The following is a 17,866-nucleotide window of genomic DNA, read 5'->3' on the forward strand; positions in this document are numbered from 1 at the left end:
AGGCGGGCCGGAGCAGGCCCCCCGCCCTGCAGCTCACAGGACGATGAACTTGTCGTCCGTGTACACGAGGACGAAGCGCGTGTCCGCCGGCGCGCCGCTGGCATCGAAGCAGGCGACGTTGACGTTCGTGTTCGTCTCGGAGCCGGACCAGCCGACGACCTTGCAGTACTCCGGTCCGGAGCCGTACGCCGTGATCTGTACGTTCGAGCCCGACGCCGACATGCCGGGCAGGCTGACGGAGTAGCGGCCTGCGGACGTGCGCCCCGCGGTGATGTCGGCCTCCACCTCGCCCAGGTCCCCCGCGATGTAGCCTTCCTGATAGGAGAGGCTCGGCGTGTACGACGCCGCCGTGGCGTTGTTCGCCCAGGCGTAGCTGTAGGAGAGCCCGCCGTTCACCTGCCTCGAGCGCGCGAAGTTGAGGGTGAACTGGCTATCCGACGGGGCGCCCGAGCTGTCGAAGCAGCGCACGCGGACCACCGCGTCGTCGCCGGACTGCCCCCAGCTGCCGACCTTGCAGTGATCGCTGCCCGGGCCGTAGGCCGTCACCTCGACCGTCGCGCCGCCCGCGGTCTGACCCGGCAGGGTCACTGCATAGTAACCCACCCCCTCGCGCGCTATCGTGTTGTTCGCGCCGCTCGAGTTGAACTGGTACGTCGCGTTGGGCGTGTACGCCGCCGCCGTCGGGTCGTTCGCCCAGACGTACGCCTCGTCCGAGGATCCGGTGCCCGACTTGTGGACATAGGCGACGCTGAACAGGGTGTTGACCGGCGCGCCGCCGGCGGTGAAGCAGTTGACATGGACATCCACGTCATCGCCGCTCCTGACCCAGGAATTGACCTTGCAGCGCTCGGCGCCCGCGCCGTACGCCGTGACCTGGACATGACCGCCCGGCGCCGCGCCCACGTCCGGAAACCGCACGCGGTACTGGCCCGCACCGAGCTGCGTGACGGTGTTGTTCACGCCCTGCCCGAACACGTCTCCGGAGGAGTTCCGCGAGTAGCTCGAGCTCGCGGTGAACGAGCCCGTCGCCTGGTGCGCCCACGCATACGCCCACGCATGGGAAACGAACGCTTGCTGGGCGTCGCCCACCTCGCCCTCCTCGGCCTCGTACCCCACGGCGCAACCTGCGCCCATGATACCGACGACGAGCGATCCCAGCAGCAGTACATTGCTCTTCATGACATGCTTCCTTTCCACGAGCTCAATGTTGGATAACGGCCATCGCTGCCCCGGCGCGACCGCGACAAGGCGTTGACAAGGCGCTGAAGGCATTGACAAGGCGTTGACAAGGCGTTTGCAACGCGCATGCCGCGCGCGGCCACCCGGCGCGTCCAGCGATGGCGCTGCCTCCTGTTCCGGGGGCGAGACGCCGGATCGGGCGCAATCAGGCCGTGATCGCGGCACGCCGGCCGCGACCGGCGGCCGGGTTGCTGCGCGTCGCCGTCACGCGCTCATGACACCCTCGCTGTCACGCTCCCATGACAGGCGTCATCTCCGCGTGTCAGCGCGAGGGGGGCCAGCGAGGAGCGCGCCGCTGAGGGGGGTCTCAGGCCGCCGAGGCGGGTCCTTCAGGACGCCAGCCGTCGAGGTCCTTCCGGAAGATTGGTTGTCAGCTCGAAGTCAGCGTTTGATCTGGGCGTCAGGCCAGAGCCCGAGGATCTCTTGCAACTGCTGCTCTGGACCGAACTCCTCCCAGACGATCCCGTTGCAATCCCGCGCCTCGGAGAAGGCGCTGGCGGCGTCGTCCTCCCAGCCCAGATGACGCAACGCCGGAGCTTCGCCCGCGGGGATCTGACGGATGGAGAAGTTCACCGTGTCGGTGCGCCAGAGCGCGTACTGGTCAGGCACGATCACGTGCGGCTGAGCCGCCAGGCGCCGCGTGTAATCCGCAATGGAATCTGTCAGTGAACGCACGCCCAGAGCGATGTGAATTCTTCGCATCTACGACCTTTCGCGCAGCGCCAGCTCGATGGGACACACCATGACGGAGCGCTGCGCAGAGGCTGATACCATGGGTGAGGCGGGGGCACCAGCCTCGGCTCTCGGAGCGCGCCGGCGCGCCCGCGCCGAGCACATCCCGGAAAGAGATCCATCTTTCCCGGATCCGATGCTTTCGGGCACACCCGCCGCGTCCTTAGTCTGCTCCTTATGCAGATGAAGGCAGCCGTCTACGAGCGATACGGTTCTCCCTCGGTCCTCGAGCTGCGCGAGATGCCCGCGCCGGAGCCGCGGGACGATCAGGTGCGCATCCGGGTGCACGCGACAACGGCGACGGCGGCGTGCCAGATGATGCGGCGAGGCGACACGCTCATGGCGCGGGTCGTGCTCGGCTTCTTCCGGCCGCGGCGGCGCTTCCGGGTGCTCGGGATCGAGGTCGCCGGCACCGTGGAGCGCGCCGGCCGGCGCGTCACGCGGTTCCGCCCCGGAGATCGCGTGTTCGGCTTCACCGGGTTCGGGTCCGGCGGGTACGCGCAGTACGTGTGCCTGTCCGAGGACGCGTCGATCGCGCACGCCCCCGCCGGCCTGAGCCACGAAGAAGCGTGCTCGCTCGTCGACGGACCGACCACCGCGCTCTACTTCCTCCGCGACCGGGCGCGGCTCCGGACCGCCGAGCGGATCGCGATCGTCGGCGCGTCCGGGAGCATCGGCACGGCCGCCGTCCAGATCGCGCGGCACCTCGGCGCGGAGGTGACGGCGGTCTGCAGCGGGCGAAACGCCGAGCTCGTGCGCTCGCTCGGCGCGCACCACGTCGTCGACTACACGCGAGACGACTACGCGGCGCGCGCCGACGCGTTCGACGTCGTGTTCGACACGGTCGGCGCGAGCTCGTTCGCGCGCGCGCGGCGCTGCCTCGCGCGGGGAGGCCGGTACCTGATCACGGTCGGGGGCGCCGAGCTCTACCTGCGCGACGCGTGGAGCCGGCTCTTCGGGAGCAGGAAGCTCGTCTTCGGGATGTCCGTCGACAAGAAGACAGCGCTCCCCGAGGTCTCGGAGCTCGTCGCGCGCGGCGCGCTCCGGCCGGTCATCGACAGGCGCTACGCGCTCGAGGCCATCGCGGATGCGCACAGGTACGTCGAGACGGGGCGCAAGCGGGGCAACGTTGTGATCGAGGTAGGCGCGTGATACCCCGATTCGCGTGGGCACACGCGACGCGCTGAGGCTCGGGTCGATCGCGCAGATCCACGGGCTCATCGGGCGCCCGCCGCCCGCGCATCCGCTGGTCTCCGTGATCGCCGCGTCGTGGCAGGAGCCGCTGCGCATCGAGATCCCGATCCTCGGGCGCCCCATCGAGTCCGGGCTCTACGTGATCAGCCTGAAGCGCGGGGACGAATGCCACGCCGAGTTCGGGCGGCAGGTGCACGACGGGCAGGCGGGCATCATCGTCTTCGCGTCGCCGGGCCAGGTGATCACGCCGATCGGCGGCGAGAGCGAGCTCGCCCACGAGGGGGAGGGCTGGACCGTCGTCTTCCACCCCGACGTGCTGCGCGACACGCCGCTCTCGGACGCGATGCACCAGTACCGGTTCTTCGGCTACGCGACGCACGAGGCGCTCCACCTCACACGGCCGGAGCGAGAGACGTTCACGGGCCTCGTCCGGCAGATCGAGCGCGAGTCCTCGGTCCCTCCCGACGCGTTCGCGCCGGACGTGCTCTCGGCGCAGCTCCAGCTCCTCTTCACGTACTGCCAGCGCGCCTACGCGCGCCAGCTCGAAATCCGAGCGCGGGCGGGCGGCGTGGCGGAGCGGCTCGACCGCCACCTCGACGCGTGCTTCGCGTCGGCCGCGCAGGTCGAAGGCGGGCTCCCCACGGTTCGATCCTGCGCGCGCGCGCTCGGGTACTCGCCCGACTACCTGAGCGATCTCCTCCGCGCGGAGACGGGAACGAGCGCGCGCGACCACATCCACCGAGCCCTCATCGAGGCCGCCAAGGCGCGGCTCCTCGCGTCGGACGCGAGCGCGAGCGCGGTGGCCTACGCGCTCGGATTCGAGCACCCGCAGCACTTCTCGAAGCTCTTCCGGCAGAAGACCGGACAGTCGCCCGGCGCATGGAGACGTGCGGCGAAGGGGCCGACTACGCGTCGCGAGACCTCGGCGTGATCTCACCCGCCGCACACGGAGCAGGGGACAACCGACAAGGAGCGAGGCGCATGCCGAGCAGAACGAAAGAACGATCGGAATCTCCACTTCCGAAGGGCATCGGGAAGCCGGCGCTGCGGGCGCTCGCTTCGGCCGGCGTCTCTCGCCTGGACCAGGTCGCTCGGCTCACGGAAGCCCAGCTCATGGCGCTTCATGGCGTGGGCCCCAAGGCGATCGGGGTCATCAAGGCTGCCCTCGAAGCAGAAGGAAAGTCTCTTGCCAAAGACGCGTAGCCCTCGTCGTCCAGGCGCCGCATCCCGCGCGCGACAGCGAAGGGGGGCGGAGGAGGCGAGCATGCCTGGCGAACGAGGGCGCCGCGTGGGGTGTGATGCGTGATCGGCGCCGCGGGGAGCCGGCGCCGCCGCCACGAGGATTCCGCTGCCATCATATCAGCGAGAGTCGCCTCGCCTGCGGCTTCGCCTCCGTGGGCCTCGTCGCCTCCGTCTCCCGGCTTGCCGATGCTACGTAGTGATTCCGGAGCAATTCATCCCTGGGTCTCAGCGCCAGGGAGATGACGTGGCCTTCCACCTCGAGCGCGAGGCGCCGCTCGACGAGCTCACCAAGCAGCCGCAGGACCTTCTCCCGCTGGAGCCCGGCGGCCGCTGCCGCTCGCCCTGGCTCCATGCCGGCGTGGCACAGATCATAGATGCACGCGAGCTCTCCATCGAGAACCGTCTCGACGAGATCCCCGGAGCGCTCGTCCCTGATGAGCAGCTCGCCCGGGCTCACCCTGTGAACTTCCATGGCTGGTATCCCACGCTCCCGCTGGACGTGCTCCTCGTACCATCCGGCAAAGCTACGCCAGCCTTCCATCACGCCGGGCTCGAACCACGCTTCGGGCGCCGAGTAGCCGTAGTATGGCACGAGGAATCGCTCGACGCCCTCCAGTCCTTCCAGATAGGTATCGGGCCTGAGCCGCGCCATCTCATCAGGACCGAGCTGGTTGAAAAGAGGGCTTCCATAAGACAACGTATAATCCGACAGGCTGTAGCTCCCCAGGTGGGACGTCTCCTTGATGATCCGCTGTGTCTCGGCGATGTCATCCATCGTCGAGCGGGGGTGCCCGATGATCAGGTTCGAGAGCGAGCGGATGCCCAGCTCCTTCAGCCACTTTTGAACGAGGATGTTCTGCCGCGCCCTGGTCCCCTTGTTCATTCGTCGGATCAGGGACGAGGCCAGCGACTCGATCCCGACCTGAGCAGCGTCGACCCCGGCCAGGGCCAGCTTCGTCCAGAACCTCTCAGGGTGGTGCGCCCGGAGCTCCATCGTCGCCGGAATCTGGATGTTGAGCCGTATCAGCTCATCGGCATAACCCTCCGCCCACGTGTCGCAGACGTTGTCCATGAACAGGATACGCCGCACCCCGTAGCGCTTGGTCATGGACAGCACATCCTTGACGATGTCCGCCGCGAGCCGCTTTCTGAAGCCCTCCCAGTTGACGTTGATGCCGCAAAAATCGCACTTGGCGAAGCATCCCCGGCTCCCCTCGACGGGGAGCATCACGTTCTTGCTGAACGGTCGGATCGCCTCCGCGCCCCGGAACACCCTCCTGACGGCCCGGAAGTACTCCTCCAGATCCGGGACGCCGAGGTCTCGGATGGATGCGAGCTGCGAAGCGAAGTTCGCCGGATCTCTCCTGAAGAGATCCATCTGGTTGGTCTGGATGTCATAGATCCCCTGCACCTCGCCGGGGATGCTGTCGTGGAGACGATCCATCTCGCTGAGGGGGGTACGCAGGTAGGCGGCCGCGAGCCGCTCCAGCTTCTTCTCCCCCTCTCCGAGCACACCAAACCCGCGGATGCCTAGCCGTTTCAGCGCGTCGGCGACGCTGGGCGCCGCCGCGCTCGCCCCACCGAACACGAAGACGCACCTGTGTTCCGGGTACCGCTGGCCCAGGTAGAGGGCGCAGTAAATGGACGAATAGACCTGGTTGTAATTGAGCGTGAAGCCGATCAGGTTCACGCCGCTCCGGATGAGCTCCGGCCCCAGCGCTGCGTCGATGTACCTGTGCGTCGCGTTCCTCAGGCGGGTCAGCGAGCGCTTCGTGAGCTTGACGCGACCGCGCTTCGGAGCGTTCACGATCGAGAGCAGCTCGTCGAGGGAGGGTGCCCCCTCGACGGACCCGCGCGGCCTCATGAACCGCTCCAGAGCGAGGAGGAAGTACGGGAACTCCCTGAACTCCGAGAGCTCCGAGTACAGGTCCGACTCGCCAGCGTCGAGGAACACCGAGCAGAATGCAGAGTACGTATTGGTCGTGAAGCGGCCGGGGAACGCGACATCGAGATGCGCCTTCAGCGCGCCGAGCTGGACCGAGGGAACATAGACATCGGCCCACGGCATCGACACCAGGTGCGTCTTGATCCTCATGGCGACCACCCATCGATTGAATTCGTGTTTCCCGCGCCGCGAATCGCCGCTCTCTCCCTGGACATAGCGCCTCGATCACGCATCTCGCGGCCTGCTCGAGCGAACCTCCCGGGCGTCCTTCGCGGACAGCGTATACTTCATGGCCAGCGTGAACCGCGACACGGGGCACACCCTGCTCGGAATGCCCGCGCAGTGCCATGTCGCGCCCGGGAAGATCAAGACGCGCCCAGGGGCCGGCAAGACGGCCAGGTTGAAGGCCCCCGAGTCGTCGTAGAGCATCGTCTCTCCCCCCCATTCGCGGTCCCAGCGCGGGTTGGCGTAATAGAGCACCGTCACGTCTCGGCGACGCGGCTTGCAGTCGACGTGCGGGTAGTTGACGTCGCCGTAGCACGTCTGGTTGACGTACGCCTTGTAGAGATAGTGGGGCACGTCCGCGTAGCACTGCCTCATGAGACCGGCGACGTCCTCGTAGAAGAAGAGCGCCTCAAACGCGTCGAGGTCCACGAAGTGCGCCACCATCTTCGGGAAATGATCCGCGCTCGAGCTGAGCTGCCCTCGGTAGTAGACGTAGGACTCCGAGAGCGTCCGGTAGATCTGCTCGATCTTCTTCTTGCGGAAGAGGTGATCCACGAGGATGACCTTGCGTCCGTTGACCGTCGTTTCTTGTATCTTCATCGCCCGCGATGTCTCAGGGAACAGAGGCCAGCATCCGGGAGGAGGAGCGCCGTGAAGCCCTACGCGCTGACGAATCCATGGAACATGGTATGTAAATCCTCCATGTACTCGTCGAAATCCTCCCACATGCGCGAGAGCAGGAGACCACGACGCCCGAGCTTCTCCGCCTCCCTGGGGTTGCGCGCGACCCATTCGAGCTTGCTGGCCAGCGCCTCGTGGTCCCTCGGATCCCGCACGAGGAGGCAGTTCTCTTCGTCCACGAGGCCCTCCTTGTAACCTCGTTTCTCGTGGATATCACCCGACAGGACGAGGCAGCCGCCGCACGCGAGCACCTCTCTCGGTACGCCCGGCGTGTGGTAGTCGATGAAGAAGTCTCGCTCCAGGAAGCACGTCGCCGTGGTGGCGTTGATGAGGCTCGGGATCACCCAGTTCGGCATGAACGGGAGCAGCCAGACGTTCTCCTCCACCCCGTTTTCGCGGATGAACGCGGCGAGCTCGCGGCAGCTCCCCTCGGCGCCGCCGCACATCATGATCGCCTGGACGTCGACGCGCCGGCGCTTCACCATCCCCAGCGCCCGGATGAAGTCGAACATGCCCTTCGCGTGATCGATCTTGCCGTACATCCCGAGCGTGGGGACACGGGGATCGAAGGTCTTCGGGGCGGATTCGCGGAAGCACGCATGGATCCAGCCGTTGCCGGCGAGCGCCTCCGCCAGGCGCTCGTTCACGTCGAGCCTCGGCGCGCCGGGGCGGAAGCAGTGCGTGGGGAGGGAGTCGGAGCCGAGGTGGTAGAGCCGCCTCTTCTTCACGCCGAGCCCCACGAAGAGGTCATCGAAGTGCTTCGCCGTCACGACCCTGTGCGCCCGTTTCAGGATCTCGGCGTAGGAGGTCCTCAGCCACGGCCTCGTCATCAGGACCGATATGTCGCTTCCCGCGTGCGCCAGGACGCAGGGGACCCCCGTCCATTGCGCCGCGAGAGAGGCAGCCATCCCGTACGGTTCCAGGTAGTAGGCGTAGATCAGATCGCAGGAGTGTTCCCTGACGATATCCGTCGCCATGGAGGCCAGCTTGGTCACGTACGGGTTCGCCCAGGGGACGTAGAGGTCGTACAGAGGACGCTCCGACGAGACGCAGCGGACGGAGCCGCCGTTCGCGAAGCGGATCTGCAGCCGCCGCTTGTCGGATGGGGTCATGACCATCCGGCAGTCTGCCTCTGCTTCGTCGGCGTTCGTGACGACCCAGACCTGATTGCCGCGCTTGGCGAGCGCATACGCCATCCAGTAGGTCCGGGTGCTCACACCCCCTTGAATGGGTGGGAACTTGCTGATGATGCAGATCTTCATCGCGCAAATCTCCTCGCTGCTGGCGCAGGCGTGCCCGGCGTCCGCCTCAGCTCAGCTCACCTCTCAGCAGCTTGCAGGGATCCTCGGCGGCTTGCTTCGAGAGCCGATGCGTCATCACGCTCTGCCTGTCGCGGGAGTAGTAGATCGCGTAGATGGATTCTCCTCTGCCCTGAAGGACGCTGATGCGATCGATGGCTGGATACAGGTCCATGACGTTCGAGGCGAGCTTCATGCAGTAGAGGTGGCCGCTGTCATGGATCCCGAAGCGGGAGGTGTCTATCCTGAGGCGCCCCGTGATCCGGGGCCGCGCCTGATGGAACTGCGCGAGAGCGACCGCCCGCTCCACCCTCAGGAGGTCTCTGTAGAGACATGCGCTGTCCAGGCGCTCCGCCCATGAATACAGGACGCCGAAGATCTTCTTGATCATGGCTCCTCGATCGGTATCCATGCTGACTTGAGAATAGAGGCAGTCCCAGAGCCGACGCCTCCTCGCCGTGAGGCCGCAGAACACCGGGTAATGGCTCTTGACCGAGCGCTGTATCGAAGCCCTGAACGACGTGGCGATGCTCGCCAGGCACGACTCGCTGTACTGGGACAGCTCGTCGCCGAGCTCAGCTCCCTCGACAGGCCCACCCTGGACGAGGCTCCTCAGGTAGCGCTCCTGCCAGCGGGCGACGCTCGTGCGGCTCATCGCTGGCACATCCCTCGAATCCGGACGAGATCATCCCACACCCTGGGGAGGTCCTTGAAGCGCGCCTCACGCTCCAGGATCACGGCATCCGGGGTCACCCGCGCCAGGAGGTACTCCAGCAGCTCGAAGACGACCTGGGGGACCTCGTGATCGTGGCCATCATAATAGTAACCGTCGTGCGACGAGCCTCCGGCGAGGTGGAGCTGCCTTATACGGTGCGCCGGCATGCGATCGATGAACGCCCTCGGGTCCAGCCCGTGGTTGAGCTGGTCGGCGTACAGGTTGTGGAGGTCGAGCAGGATGCCGCAGTCGGCCATCTCGACGGCCCGCGCAAAGAAGTCGTCGTGGGCGATCGTCGATCGCCTCAGCTCCCACATCGTGGCGATGTTCTCGAGCAGGAACGGCGCAGCGAGGCCCTCCTGAAAGAGCTTTATGTTCTCCACGAGGATCTGCAGCGTCTCGTCGGTCCGCAGCAGAGGCAGGTTCTTCTCGATGTCGAAGTCGCCGATGCGGCAGGACGTCATGTGATCCGAGCACCAGCGCGGGGCCAACCGATTGACGATGTCTCGACGCTGCCGCGCGTTGCGGTCGAGGCGATAGTCGGCGCTGCCCAGCGAGTTGCAGGCGAAATGAAAGCAGTACGGCGCGCCGAAATCGGAGAGTAGCCGCTTCATCTGGCCCCTCTCGAAGTGACTGTAGATGTATCGCTCCGGCTGTATTTCCAGGAAGTCGACGAGCCCCTCATCCCTGGCTCGCCACAGCAGGTCGTGAAGCGCCGGATGGTAGCTCATGCCGATGTGAACAGCCATCGGATCACTCCCGTGAGGAGGCCGCTGCCGCGGGCGATGAGAGGTCCCTCGGGTCCACGACGTCTGCCCGAGAATCCGTGAATCCGGCTCGCCCGTCGCCGTGCGACGACGTGGGTCGGGACGGGCGAAATCGCGCGGTATGCAGGGGGAGTCCTTGCAGGCGATCGTCCCCTCCGGGGCGTGTCGTGTCACCCAGCGGCCGGAGGGAATGGCGACGCACCTCCAGCACTACAGCTAAATTTTGGTCTTCTTGCTCGGCGTCGGGTCGTGCCGGCAAACGTGGGCGCTGGCGGCGGGCTTGGGGATGCTGATCTTCCGCGTGACGGGCGTCGGATCATGCCGGCAGACGTGGGCGCTGGCGGCGGGCTTCGGGACGTTCACCTTTTTGGATCGGGGCGTCGTAGACATCCGTTGTCTCCTTGGAGCAGTGGGCGATGAACAGTGCGCGGCGGTGCAGCGGCCGCAGGAGAGGTGGCCCTCACAAGTTACCGAGAATTCGCACCTGTCCGCAAGAAGAAGCGCCTCGCGCGAGCGGGCCCTGGGCTGGCTCCTGGCTCCTAGCTCTGCTCCCCGTCGGCCGGCTCGGTGAGGGACTGGAGCACCTCCGCTGCATCCATCTCGTGGAGCCGCTTCACCAGCGCCTCGACGCGGGGCGCGATCCCCTCTCGGATGGCTGCGGCGAGGTGCGCCCCCCCAGCGGGGCAGTCCCCCCGGAAGGTCAGGTCCTCGGCGCACTCCCGCAGCGCGTCAGCCACCATCACCTCGACGAGGCGGTGCCAGGTGATCCGGTGGATCCCGGTGGAAATGTGGAGCGAGGGGCCCCCTACAGCGGTCGCCTCGTGGAGATAGCCGCGGGGGATGTACAGCGCGCCACCCGGCTGCATCTCGATCTCGCCCCAGCGCGGGGTCATCTCGTGGAGCTCGGCGGTGCGGCAGGCGTGGTGGCGGTGCAGCGGCGCCTCGAGGAGGGGCTCGTAGATGATCCACCGCTTGCGCCCCTCGAGCTGGAGCACCACCACGTCGTGGGTGTCCCAGTGGCGGGGGAAGGTCTGCGCCCCGCCCGGCGTGAGGTAAAGGTTCGTGTTGGCCTGGGCCAAGAGCGCTCCGGACAGGGCGCTTGTGAGCGCACCGACGGCCGGGAAGCAGTCTTGGACCCCCGCGAGGAGCAGGCTCCCCCCCTCCACCTCGAAGAAGCGCCGCACCGCCGCGCCGTCGAGCGCAGCGTCGGGCTCCGCCCGGAGGAAGCGCCTGGCGTCCACGTACTCCGACGTCGCGTCGATGAAGAACACTCCCTCGGGATGCACCCGGCCTTCCGCTATCGCGTCCAGCACCGCCGCGATGGTGGGCAGGTCGGCGACCCCGCCCTTCGGCGGTGAGGCGAGGGGCCGGCTCGGCGAGCCCCCGGAGGTACGAGCGGCGCTGAGGAGATCGTCGAGCGAGCCGTGGATCAGCGACTCCATGGGGCAAGGCATGAAAAACGCCGCGGAGGACAGGAGATGCCATGGCGGTCGGTCCTGTCAAGCATGGCTTACGCGTGGGACCTCGGGGCGACAGACCCTTCGGGGGGGCGGCGGGCGCCCAGCGGGTCCGCCTCGGCTCCCGGCGGGGCCGGCTTCGCGTAGGATGGCGAACGCGATGAGCGACCCGGAGATCGAGGCAGCGCTCGCGCTCGCGCGCGAGCGCTGGGAGACGATGTTCCCCGTCGAGGACGAGCGCGCCAGGCTCGCGAGCTGGGATCCGCCGCACTTCGCGCCGGGGCTCGGCCTCGTCGCGGAGTTCAGCCTCTTCGAGGCGCGCACGAACCGAGGGCCGTCCGGCGAGCTGATCGTCGTGCCGCTCTCGCGGATGGGCGAGCCCGCGGCGGCGCTCGACGAGCTCGCAGCGACGCTCGACGGGCTCAGATCCCGCGGCGTCGCCTCGCAGCTCGACGCGCCGCTCGAGGCGACGGTGGGCCTCGCGCCGGCGCGTTACACCGAGGGCATGTTCGCGACCGACGAGCTCGGGGCGCGCCGCCGCGCCGAGGCGCTCGCGTCGATGAACGCCCGCTTCGAGGCCGCGGCCAGGCGAATGAACGAGGTCTATGGCCTGCGGCTGCCGCGCTACCTCGCGACCTTCGCGGCGTTCTGGCGCAGCCTCGACGAGACGGAGCGGCAGGGGATGAGCCACCTCGGGCGCTCGCCGGGCGGGATCATGATCTGGTTCGAGGACGGCGGGCTCGAGCGGAAAACGCGCGGCGGGCTCGACCCGCGCCTCGAGTGCCGGTTCCGCGCCGACCCGCCCGAGCTGGTCACCGTGATGTGGGGCGACTCCGACGGGCTGCACTATGGCCTCTGGTACGACGACCCCGCGGATCCGCCGACGTGCATCGCGCACAATTACGCCCGCGACTCCGCGGAGACCTGGAGAGACAGCGAGCCCACGCCCCTCGCCGTGCTCGCTGCCCGCGCGCGCGAGCGCATCTCAGACCCTTACGAGGAGGAGCCGGCGCCGCTGCCGGTGTACGCCGCGCTCGCCGCCATGGAATGGTTCGAGGAGGCCGACCGCGAGGCCCTCGCCGGGGACCCGCCCGCGCAACGGTGGCTCGAGGCGGACCGCATCCCGACCCTCGGCACGTTCGGGCCCGCGCTGCCGCCCGGCGCCGGGAGCATCCGCGTGGGCTCGCCCGATGAGCGCGTGAAGGCGTGGAAGACGCAGCCGCCGCGCGTGCGGAAGTGGATCGAGTCGGCGAAGCGCGATTGCGCCGAGGGGCGGCCCGCGGCGGCGCTGACGTTCGGGCTCGACCTGCACTGGCTCGGTACGGACGAGCACCGCGACGCCGCGCTCGATCTGCTGGTGATGGCGTACGAGAAGCTCGGGCGGCGCGCGCACGCGGAGACCGTGAAGGTGCACTATGCGCACCGCGATCTCCGGAGCGTGGGGGTGTTCCTCGGGCCGGGTGAGGAGGACGGCGGACGTTAGGGCTGCGAACGGCTCAGAAGCCGTTCAAGATGCGCGGGGCCCGTCGGCCGAGGAACAGGCGCGGCGGCGGGCTGAGCAATGGGGCTCGACACCGCGCCTGAGGTGGATATCGTGGGCGCTGCCGAGGAGCATAGGGCTTCTTGGTCGCTGGAAATGGCTTCCGGCCGGAGCTGCGAGCGCGGAGAGGCAGCTCAGAGGCTAGGTTTCAGGATTTCGTGAGCACGGGATGAACCAATTGCGGACCCTCGGGGTTTGGTTGCGCCGCGGTTTGCTGACCGGATTCGGCGTCTCGGCGTTGCTGCTGGCGCCGCGCTTCGCGGAGGCGAAGTCGGTGCGGCCGGTGGAGCCGATCAAGGTGAACGGCAGCGAGCTCGGGACGATCACGATCTCGAACGTGATCCTGAAGGCGCCGAACCTGGACGACGTGCTGATCGTCAAGGAAAAGTTCCTGGTGATGTTCCTGGAGGAGATGCGCGAGCTCGGCTATCGCGCGCTCGGCCGCGAGAACCTGGCGCTGAACCAGGATCGCTCGAGCGAGGCGGCCTTCGTCCTTGCCGGGACGATGACGGCGGCGGACTGCGCCGACGAGCGAGGCCTCACCTGCGGCATCACCATCACGTGGGAGGTGCTCGATCGCGCCTCCAAGACCGTGGTCTATCAGATGACGTCGAACCACGAGGAGATGGAGATGCGCGAGCTCGACCGCGCGGCGGCCGGCAACGCGCTGCTGCTCGGCAGCCTGCGCTCGCTGCTCGCCCGGCCGATGTTCGTGCAGGCCCTCCGGGGCTCGGGCGCCCCTGCGGAGGCGCCGGCCGCGCCCGAGTTCCCGCCCGGGGAGATGCGCGGCTGCCCGGCCCGCACGCTGGCAATGCCGAAGATGAGCGAGGACGTCTTGAACGCCACGGCGCTGGTCAAGCTCGACGACGGCGTCGGCAGCGCGGTCGTGATCTCTCCGGACGGCTTGCTGCTCACCGCGGCGCACGTGGCGACGACGCCCGAGGTGGTGGTGCGCTTCCGCGACGGCAAGGAGTTTCCGGCGACCGTGATGCGCGTCAACGAGCAGTCGGACGTCGCGCTCTTGCAGCTGAAGGATGGCTCGCGCGAAACGCCGTGCTTGACGCTGCGCATGCCGCCCCCCAGCACCGGCGACGACGTGTTCGCGCTCGGCGCGCCCGGCGGCGAGAGGCAGTCGTTCTCCGTGACGCGCGGCATCGTCAGCGGACAGCGCACGTTCGACGGCAACAGCTTGATCCAGACCGACACCAGCATCAGCCCAGGCAACAGCGGCGGGCCGCTGGTCGACGACAAGGGTCAGGTGGTCGCGATCATGACGTTCAAGGCGACCGGGCAGGGCATCGAGGGCCTGGGCTTCGGCGTGCCTTCGGCCACCGCGCTCTCGTCGCTCGGGCTGAGCTTCGGCGAGGCGACAGGGGCGCTCAAGGTCGAGCGCAAAACGGCGACGGTGTCGGGCGGGCTCGCGCTCAGCGGCGTGGCCGACAAGCCCGATCCGCCCTGGTTTTATGTGGGCAAGGACGCGCCCGGCAAGACGCCGGGTTGGGTCGGAACGACGAACGGCTGGGGCTGGGTGGCGTTCGTCGCCGGCGGCGCCACGGTCGGCACGACCGCGCTCATCGGCAGTACGCCCTCTAGCTTCGGCACGCTCCGCACCTGGAACACCGTGGGTTGGGCCGTCGCCGGGCTCGGCGCGGGCATGGTGCTGAGCTCCTACGTCTTTGCGCCGGACAAGAAGCCGCCCGCGACCGGGGGGCGTTCGACGCCGGGCCGCACCATCGCTGCCGGTGTCGGCGCGCCCGGCATCGGCCTCACCTCACTTTCCATCATGGGGACGTTCTGATGTTGCTCCGCACGCTGAGCGCTGCGCTGCTCATTCTTCTGCCGGCAGGGTGCCTGCTCTTGCAAGAGGCGCCGACGAGACCGCTGGGCGGCGATTGCGAAGACAACGACTGGTGCAATGAAGGCCTGATCTGCGTCTTCCGGCATGGGACGAACAACCCGGGTGAGTGCAGCACGCCCGGTACGTGCACCGCCGACAGCGATTGCCCCGCGGGTCAGCTCTGCCAGGGCTCCACGATCGACACGCTCGGCGCGTGTCAGGCGAACACGGGCTGCACCTCCGACACGGCGTGTGTGGCGGGCGCCACCTGCTACCGCGGTAGCTGCGTGTTCTTGTGCGAATCCTCCCTGGAGTGCCCCGAGGACACGTACTGCAGCGCGATAGATGATTGCCCGTACCGTATGGACTGCCCCGACGCCTGCGCGTACTTCTGAGGCGCCGCCGCATCGCGCGTGCTCTGGGCCGAGGTTCGGGGGGTGAGGGAGCCGAATCTCCGAGGGAACCCTCTCCAACTCAAGGTCCCCGCGCGCGGGCGCGCAGCGCGGGATCGTCGCCCGAGAGCTGGGGCAGCATCGCGACGAACGCCCACTCCTGCACGCCCGAGTCGTCGAACGTCAGGTGAACGCGGTCGCCGTCGCGCTCGAACGTGATGATGAACAGCGCACGGTCGAGCACGGCGTCGTCCGACGTCGTCGTGAACTGCTCCTCGAAGTCCTCCTCGACGAGGAACTCGCCCGACGCCGCCGCGCGAGCCTGCGGATCGTCCACGCGCACCACCAGCCGCGGCAGGTCGGTGCAGCGCACCGCGCCGAGCCCGCGCAGCAGCACCTCACGCAGCCGAAGCCGCCGCCCCAGAAGAACACCAGGCGATCGACGCTGAGCACGTTCGCCTCGTCGTTGAACAGGCCCGTGAGCAGGAACCGCGACGTTGCGTCGCCCGGCCACGGCACGCCGTGCCGCCGGCCGAGCTCGACAAGCGGCGCGGGCACGGCGCCCTCGCTCCACGGCGCGTCGGCGGTCTTCTCGTAGGTGACGTAGTCCGCGACGAGCCGCCGCAGCTCCGCCGCGGCCTGCTCCGCCGCGGCGACCGTCGAGAACTCCGCTGCCTGCATCACGACGTGGCTCATGCGTGCAGTGTATGCGATTCCGCGGGGCGACGGCGAGGAAGCCGTCGATTCAGGCGAAGACCATCACGAAAGGGAAGGACCGTGTGATCAAGGTCGATCACGTTGCTCGCGCTCGGGCTCGCGGTCCTTGCCAATGACAACCTTGGTTGCAGCAATGATTCCATCGGCGGTGAGACTGGCGCCGGCGACCAATACGACGGCAACGGCGCGGCGCCCCCTGGCTCGACCGGTTTCCGCCCCCCTCAGCACCATGCCGAGCAGAGCGGCGGTCACCCGCACAGGAGACGGGCCCAGATCGGCGTTTTCGGCGCGGAAGCGCACTCCGGTGCGCTGAGCACCGAAAACGTCGAGGTGGGCCCGTATCCGAAGCGGGTGACCGTCGCTCTAAGGACCCGCGTCGCGCGCGCGGTACTCGGCGATCATCTCCTTCGTCACGTCGCGATCATAACAGAGAGGCGCCGCGCCTCCCGGCCGCGAGTAAGCGCTGCGCTTGCCGCATTGCCTGCCCGCTCGATCGGTATCGTAAGGACACGGGCAGCTCCCGCTGTACGCCGCTCGTGACTCGGCGATAAGGGCCTTCCGGATCGCGGCGTCCGTCTTCGGCGCGTCTGCCCTGGCCGAGGACGCCGCGAACATCGCCATTCCAACGACGAGCCAGTACCCAAGCCGCATCACCTGGCATCGTACCGACCCTCCGGAACCTCACAACATGTTCTTTCGTTCAGGTGCCCCCGTGTGTTCCCATCGGTCGGACGGCTCCCTCGTGGCCACTCTTCGCCGTGTTCTTCGCCGTGTTCTTCGCCGTGTTCTTCGCCGGGTTCGCGTAGAATCGAGCGTAGTGGACAGATCGTCGACGTCACGGAGACCTCTCAGCGACGCACCGCAGCGGTCGCTCACCCAGGCGGGTGAGCAGCACCCGCTACACGCGGGCTGTCAGGTCGTCGAGGCGACAGCGGATGTCGCGGTAGGCTACTGGAGCTCCCTGGCCACCGCGGTGTGGATGAAGACGACCCACCCGCACCACGCCGCCTCCCTGAAGACGGCGATCCTGGGGGCGCAGGCGAGCTCCCCGTCCCGCAAGGTGTGGCTGCTGCAGGTCGTGACCCCTGAAGCCATCGTACCCGACACGCGCAGCCGCAGCGCGCTCGCCGGAATGCTGGGTTCGGTGGATGGTATCGTGTCCCACTCGGCGGTGATCCACATCGGATCGGGCTTTCGTGCGTCCGTCGTGCGCAGCATCGTCACGGGGCTCAACGCCCTGGGACGCCAGCAGTTTCCACATCGTGTCTTCGCCAGCATCGAGGAAGGCGTCGCCTGGCTGGCCGCCCACGGCCTGCCGGACGGGGCGGCCGCCCATCACGACCTCTCGGCGTTCCATGAGGCCGCGATCGCGGGCCAGCTCACGAGCGTCCGGACGTGAGCGCCCGGCCCAGGGCATCGTGGCCTCGAGCCTCGCGTTCCCGCGCGCCACGTTCTCGACCGATCGAGAGACCCCTCCTCGTCTTGACGGGCACGCCGCGACCAGGGATCCTCGACGGCATGCGTCTCGCCGCGTTCGGGGTGATCCTGTTGCTCGTGGGCAACGCGCACGCCGAGTCGACGGCGCCAGCGCCCGCCGTCGACACCACCCGGCGCGACGTGGGCACCGGCCTCTCCGTGGGCGGGCTGGTCGTCGGCTCCGTCGGAGCAGGCATGTTCTTCCTCACCCGGCCGCGCGGCGACGATTCCTGCGGTTGCGCGTCTCGCGCATGGGTCTTTCCCACCGTGCTCATGAGCGTCGGAGGCGCGATGGCCCTCACGGGTGTACCGCTCTGGATCACGGGTCAGATGAAGCTCGATCGCGCCACGACCCAGGCCGAGCTGCATCTCGGTCCGCTCGGCGGAAGCGTCCGGCTCCTGTTCTGAA

Annotated in this window: 20 protein-coding genes; 8 read left to right on the forward strand and 12 right to left on the reverse strand. The window is 68.1% G+C overall.

All coding sequences use genetic code 11. The annotated features are described in order from the left end of the window. Positions 1–33: 33 nt before the first annotated feature. Positions 34–1,179: a hypothetical protein gene (locus WMF44_RS33360; RefSeq protein ID WP_437294089.1), complete on the reverse strand. Its 1,146-nt coding sequence runs from the start codon at positions 1,177–1,179 to the stop codon at positions 34–36. 441 nt (positions 1,180–1,620) lie between these two features. Beyond that, on the reverse strand, positions 1,621–1,941 hold the full coding sequence (locus WMF44_RS33365; RefSeq protein ID WP_437294090.1) for a hypothetical protein: 321 nt from the start codon (positions 1,939–1,941) through the stop codon (positions 1,621–1,623). Between the two features lie 213 nt (positions 1,942–2,154). Here WMF44_RS33365 and WMF44_RS33370 point away from each other — a divergent pair, with 213 nt between their 5' ends. Genes WMF44_RS33370 through WMF44_RS33380 form a run of 3 tightly spaced genes read left to right on the forward strand, consistent with a single transcriptional unit; the run spans position 2,155 to position 4,368 of the window. After that, a complete protein-coding gene (locus WMF44_RS33370; RefSeq protein WP_437301645.1) occupies positions 2,155–3,123 on the forward strand; it encodes an NAD(P)-dependent alcohol dehydrogenase in 969 nt (322 codons plus the stop codon). Positions 3,124–3,136: 13 nt separating this feature from the next. Beyond that, a complete protein-coding gene (locus WMF44_RS33375) occupies positions 3,137–4,096 on the forward strand; it encodes a helix-turn-helix domain-containing protein (protein WP_437294091.1) in 960 nt (319 codons plus the stop codon). Between the two features lie 50 nt (positions 4,097–4,146). Further along, a complete protein-coding gene (locus WMF44_RS33380) occupies positions 4,147–4,368 on the forward strand; it encodes a helix-hairpin-helix domain-containing protein (RefSeq protein ID WP_437294092.1) in 222 nt (73 codons plus the stop codon). A 151-nt stretch (positions 4,369–4,519) separates the two neighbouring features. Here the strand turns inward: WMF44_RS33380 and WMF44_RS33385 are convergent, their stop codons facing one another. From WMF44_RS33385 to WMF44_RS33415, 7 genes are all read right to left on the reverse strand, one after another. Beyond that, positions 4,520–6,502 (reverse strand): radical SAM protein, encoded by a 1,983-nt coding sequence (locus WMF44_RS33385; RefSeq protein WP_437294093.1) that lies wholly within the window; start codon positions 6,500–6,502, stop codon positions 4,520–4,522. 75 nt (positions 6,503–6,577) lie between these two features. Continuing rightward, positions 6,578–7,177, reverse strand: a complete 600-nt coding sequence (locus WMF44_RS33390; protein WP_437294094.1) for a 2OG-Fe(II) oxygenase — start codon at positions 7,175–7,177, stop codon at positions 6,578–6,580. A gap of 59 nt (positions 7,178–7,236) precedes the next feature. Further along, on the reverse strand, positions 7,237–8,520 hold the full coding sequence (locus WMF44_RS33395) for a glycosyltransferase (RefSeq protein WP_437294095.1): 1,284 nt from the start codon (positions 8,518–8,520) through the stop codon (positions 7,237–7,239). A gap of 46 nt (positions 8,521–8,566) precedes the next feature. Next, complete coding sequence (locus WMF44_RS33400) at positions 8,567–9,211, reverse strand: hypothetical protein (RefSeq protein ID WP_437294096.1); 645 nt, start codon at positions 9,209–9,211, stop codon at positions 8,567–8,569. Continuing rightward, positions 9,208–10,020 (reverse strand): multinuclear nonheme iron-dependent oxidase, encoded by an 813-nt coding sequence (locus tag WMF44_RS33405; RefSeq protein WP_437294097.1) that lies wholly within the window; start codon positions 10,018–10,020, stop codon positions 9,208–9,210. The genes WMF44_RS33400 and WMF44_RS33405 overlap by 4 nt, the downstream gene beginning before the upstream one ends. 234 nt (positions 10,021–10,254) lie before the next feature. Further along, complete coding sequence (locus WMF44_RS33410) at positions 10,255–10,428, reverse strand: hypothetical protein (protein ID WP_437294098.1); 174 nt, start codon at positions 10,426–10,428, stop codon at positions 10,255–10,257. A gap of 149 nt (positions 10,429–10,577) precedes the next feature. Then, on the reverse strand, positions 10,578–11,480 hold the full coding sequence (locus WMF44_RS33415; protein WP_437294099.1) for a JmjC domain-containing protein: 903 nt from the start codon (positions 11,478–11,480) through the stop codon (positions 10,578–10,580). A gap of 175 nt (positions 11,481–11,655) precedes the next feature. On the opposite strand from WMF44_RS33415, the gene WMF44_RS33420 reads away from it, so the two are divergent. From WMF44_RS33420 to WMF44_RS33430, 3 genes are all read left to right on the forward strand, one after another. Beyond that, on the forward strand, positions 11,656–12,978 hold the full coding sequence (locus WMF44_RS33420; RefSeq protein WP_437294100.1) for an ADP-ribosylation family protein: 1,323 nt from the start codon (positions 11,656–11,658) through the stop codon (positions 12,976–12,978). Positions 12,979–13,246: 268 nt separating this feature from the next. Further along, entirely contained in the window at positions 13,247–14,833 is a 1,587-nt protein-coding gene (locus tag WMF44_RS33425) for a S1C family serine protease (RefSeq protein WP_437294101.1), read from the forward strand. After that, positions 14,833–15,267 (forward strand): hypothetical protein, encoded by a 435-nt coding sequence (locus tag WMF44_RS33430; protein ID WP_437294102.1) that lies wholly within the window; start codon positions 14,833–14,835, stop codon positions 15,265–15,267. The genes WMF44_RS33425 and WMF44_RS33430 overlap by 1 nt, the downstream gene beginning before the upstream one ends. Before the next feature lie 79 nt (positions 15,268–15,346). Here WMF44_RS33430 and WMF44_RS33435 read toward each other — a convergent pair whose 3' ends face one another. The 3 genes from WMF44_RS33435 to WMF44_RS33445 form a co-directional block, all read right to left on the reverse strand. After that, positions 15,347–15,661 (reverse strand): hypothetical protein, encoded by a 315-nt coding sequence (locus tag WMF44_RS33435; RefSeq protein ID WP_437294103.1) that lies wholly within the window; start codon positions 15,659–15,661, stop codon positions 15,347–15,349. 386 nt (positions 15,662–16,047) lie between these two features. Continuing rightward, a complete protein-coding gene (locus WMF44_RS33440) occupies positions 16,048–16,281 on the reverse strand; it encodes a hypothetical protein (RefSeq protein WP_437294104.1) in 234 nt (77 codons plus the stop codon). A gap of 63 nt (positions 16,282–16,344) precedes the next feature. After that, positions 16,345–16,602 (reverse strand): hypothetical protein, encoded by a 258-nt coding sequence (locus WMF44_RS33445; RefSeq protein ID WP_437301646.1) that lies wholly within the window; start codon positions 16,600–16,602, stop codon positions 16,345–16,347. A 196-nt stretch (positions 16,603–16,798) separates the two neighbouring features. Between WMF44_RS33445 and WMF44_RS33450 the strand changes: the two genes are divergently transcribed. Continuing rightward, complete coding sequence (locus tag WMF44_RS33450) at positions 16,799–17,380, forward strand: hypothetical protein (protein ID WP_437294105.1); 582 nt, start codon at positions 16,799–16,801, stop codon at positions 17,378–17,380. A 119-nt stretch (positions 17,381–17,499) separates the two neighbouring features. Further along, positions 17,500–17,865 (forward strand): hypothetical protein, encoded by a 366-nt coding sequence (locus tag WMF44_RS33455; RefSeq protein ID WP_437294106.1) that lies wholly within the window; start codon positions 17,500–17,502, stop codon positions 17,863–17,865. Position 17,866: the final 1 nt, after the last annotated feature.

This window comes from Sorangium sp. So ce426 (genome assembly GCF_051475585.1).
Taxonomy (GTDB): Bacteria; Myxococcota_A; Polyangia; order Polyangiales; family Polyangiaceae; genus Sorangium; species Sorangium cellulosum_B.

Coding starts and splice junctions, on each gene's coding strand:
- WMF44_RS33380 (WP_437294092.1), top strand. CDS start 4,147: ATGCCGAGCAGAACGAAAGAACGATCGGAATCTCCACTTCCGAAGGGC.
- WMF44_RS33415 (WP_437294099.1), bottom strand. CDS start 11,480: ATGGAGTCGCTGATCCACGGCTCGCTCGACGATCTCCTCAGCGCCGCT.
- WMF44_RS33410 (WP_437294098.1), bottom strand. CDS start 10,428: ATGTCTACGACGCCCCGATCCAAAAAGGTGAACGTCCCGAAGCCCGCC.
- WMF44_RS33430 (WP_437294102.1), top strand. CDS start 14,833: ATGTTGCTCCGCACGCTGAGCGCTGCGCTGCTCATTCTTCTGCCGGCA.
- WMF44_RS33360 (WP_437294089.1), bottom strand. CDS start 1,179: ATGAAGAGCAATGTACTGCTGCTGGGATCGCTCGTCGTCGGTATCATG.
- WMF44_RS33420 (WP_437294100.1), top strand. CDS start 11,656: ATGAGCGACCCGGAGATCGAGGCAGCGCTCGCGCTCGCGCGCGAGCGC.
- WMF44_RS33370 (WP_437301645.1), top strand. CDS start 2,155: ATGAAGGCAGCCGTCTACGAGCGATACGGTTCTCCCTCGGTCCTCGAG.
- WMF44_RS33390 (WP_437294094.1), bottom strand. CDS start 7,177: ATGAAGATACAAGAAACGACGGTCAACGGACGCAAGGTCATCCTCGTG.
- WMF44_RS33400 (WP_437294096.1), bottom strand. CDS start 9,211: ATGAGCCGCACGAGCGTCGCCCGCTGGCAGGAGCGCTACCTGAGGAGC.
- WMF44_RS33455 (WP_437294106.1), top strand. CDS start 17,500: ATGCGTCTCGCCGCGTTCGGGGTGATCCTGTTGCTCGTGGGCAACGCG.
- WMF44_RS33405 (WP_437294097.1), bottom strand. CDS start 10,020: ATGGCTGTTCACATCGGCATGAGCTACCATCCGGCGCTTCACGACCTG.
- WMF44_RS33365 (WP_437294090.1), bottom strand. CDS start 1,941: ATGCGAAGAATTCACATCGCTCTGGGCGTGCGTTCACTGACAGATTCC.
- WMF44_RS33385 (WP_437294093.1), bottom strand. CDS start 6,502: ATGAGGATCAAGACGCACCTGGTGTCGATGCCGTGGGCCGATGTCTAT.
- WMF44_RS33395 (WP_437294095.1), bottom strand. CDS start 8,520: ATGAAGATCTGCATCATCAGCAAGTTCCCACCCATTCAAGGGGGTGTG.
- WMF44_RS33445 (WP_437301646.1), bottom strand. CDS start 16,602: ATGGCGATGTTCGCGGCGTCCTCGGCCAGGGCAGACGCGCCGAAGACG.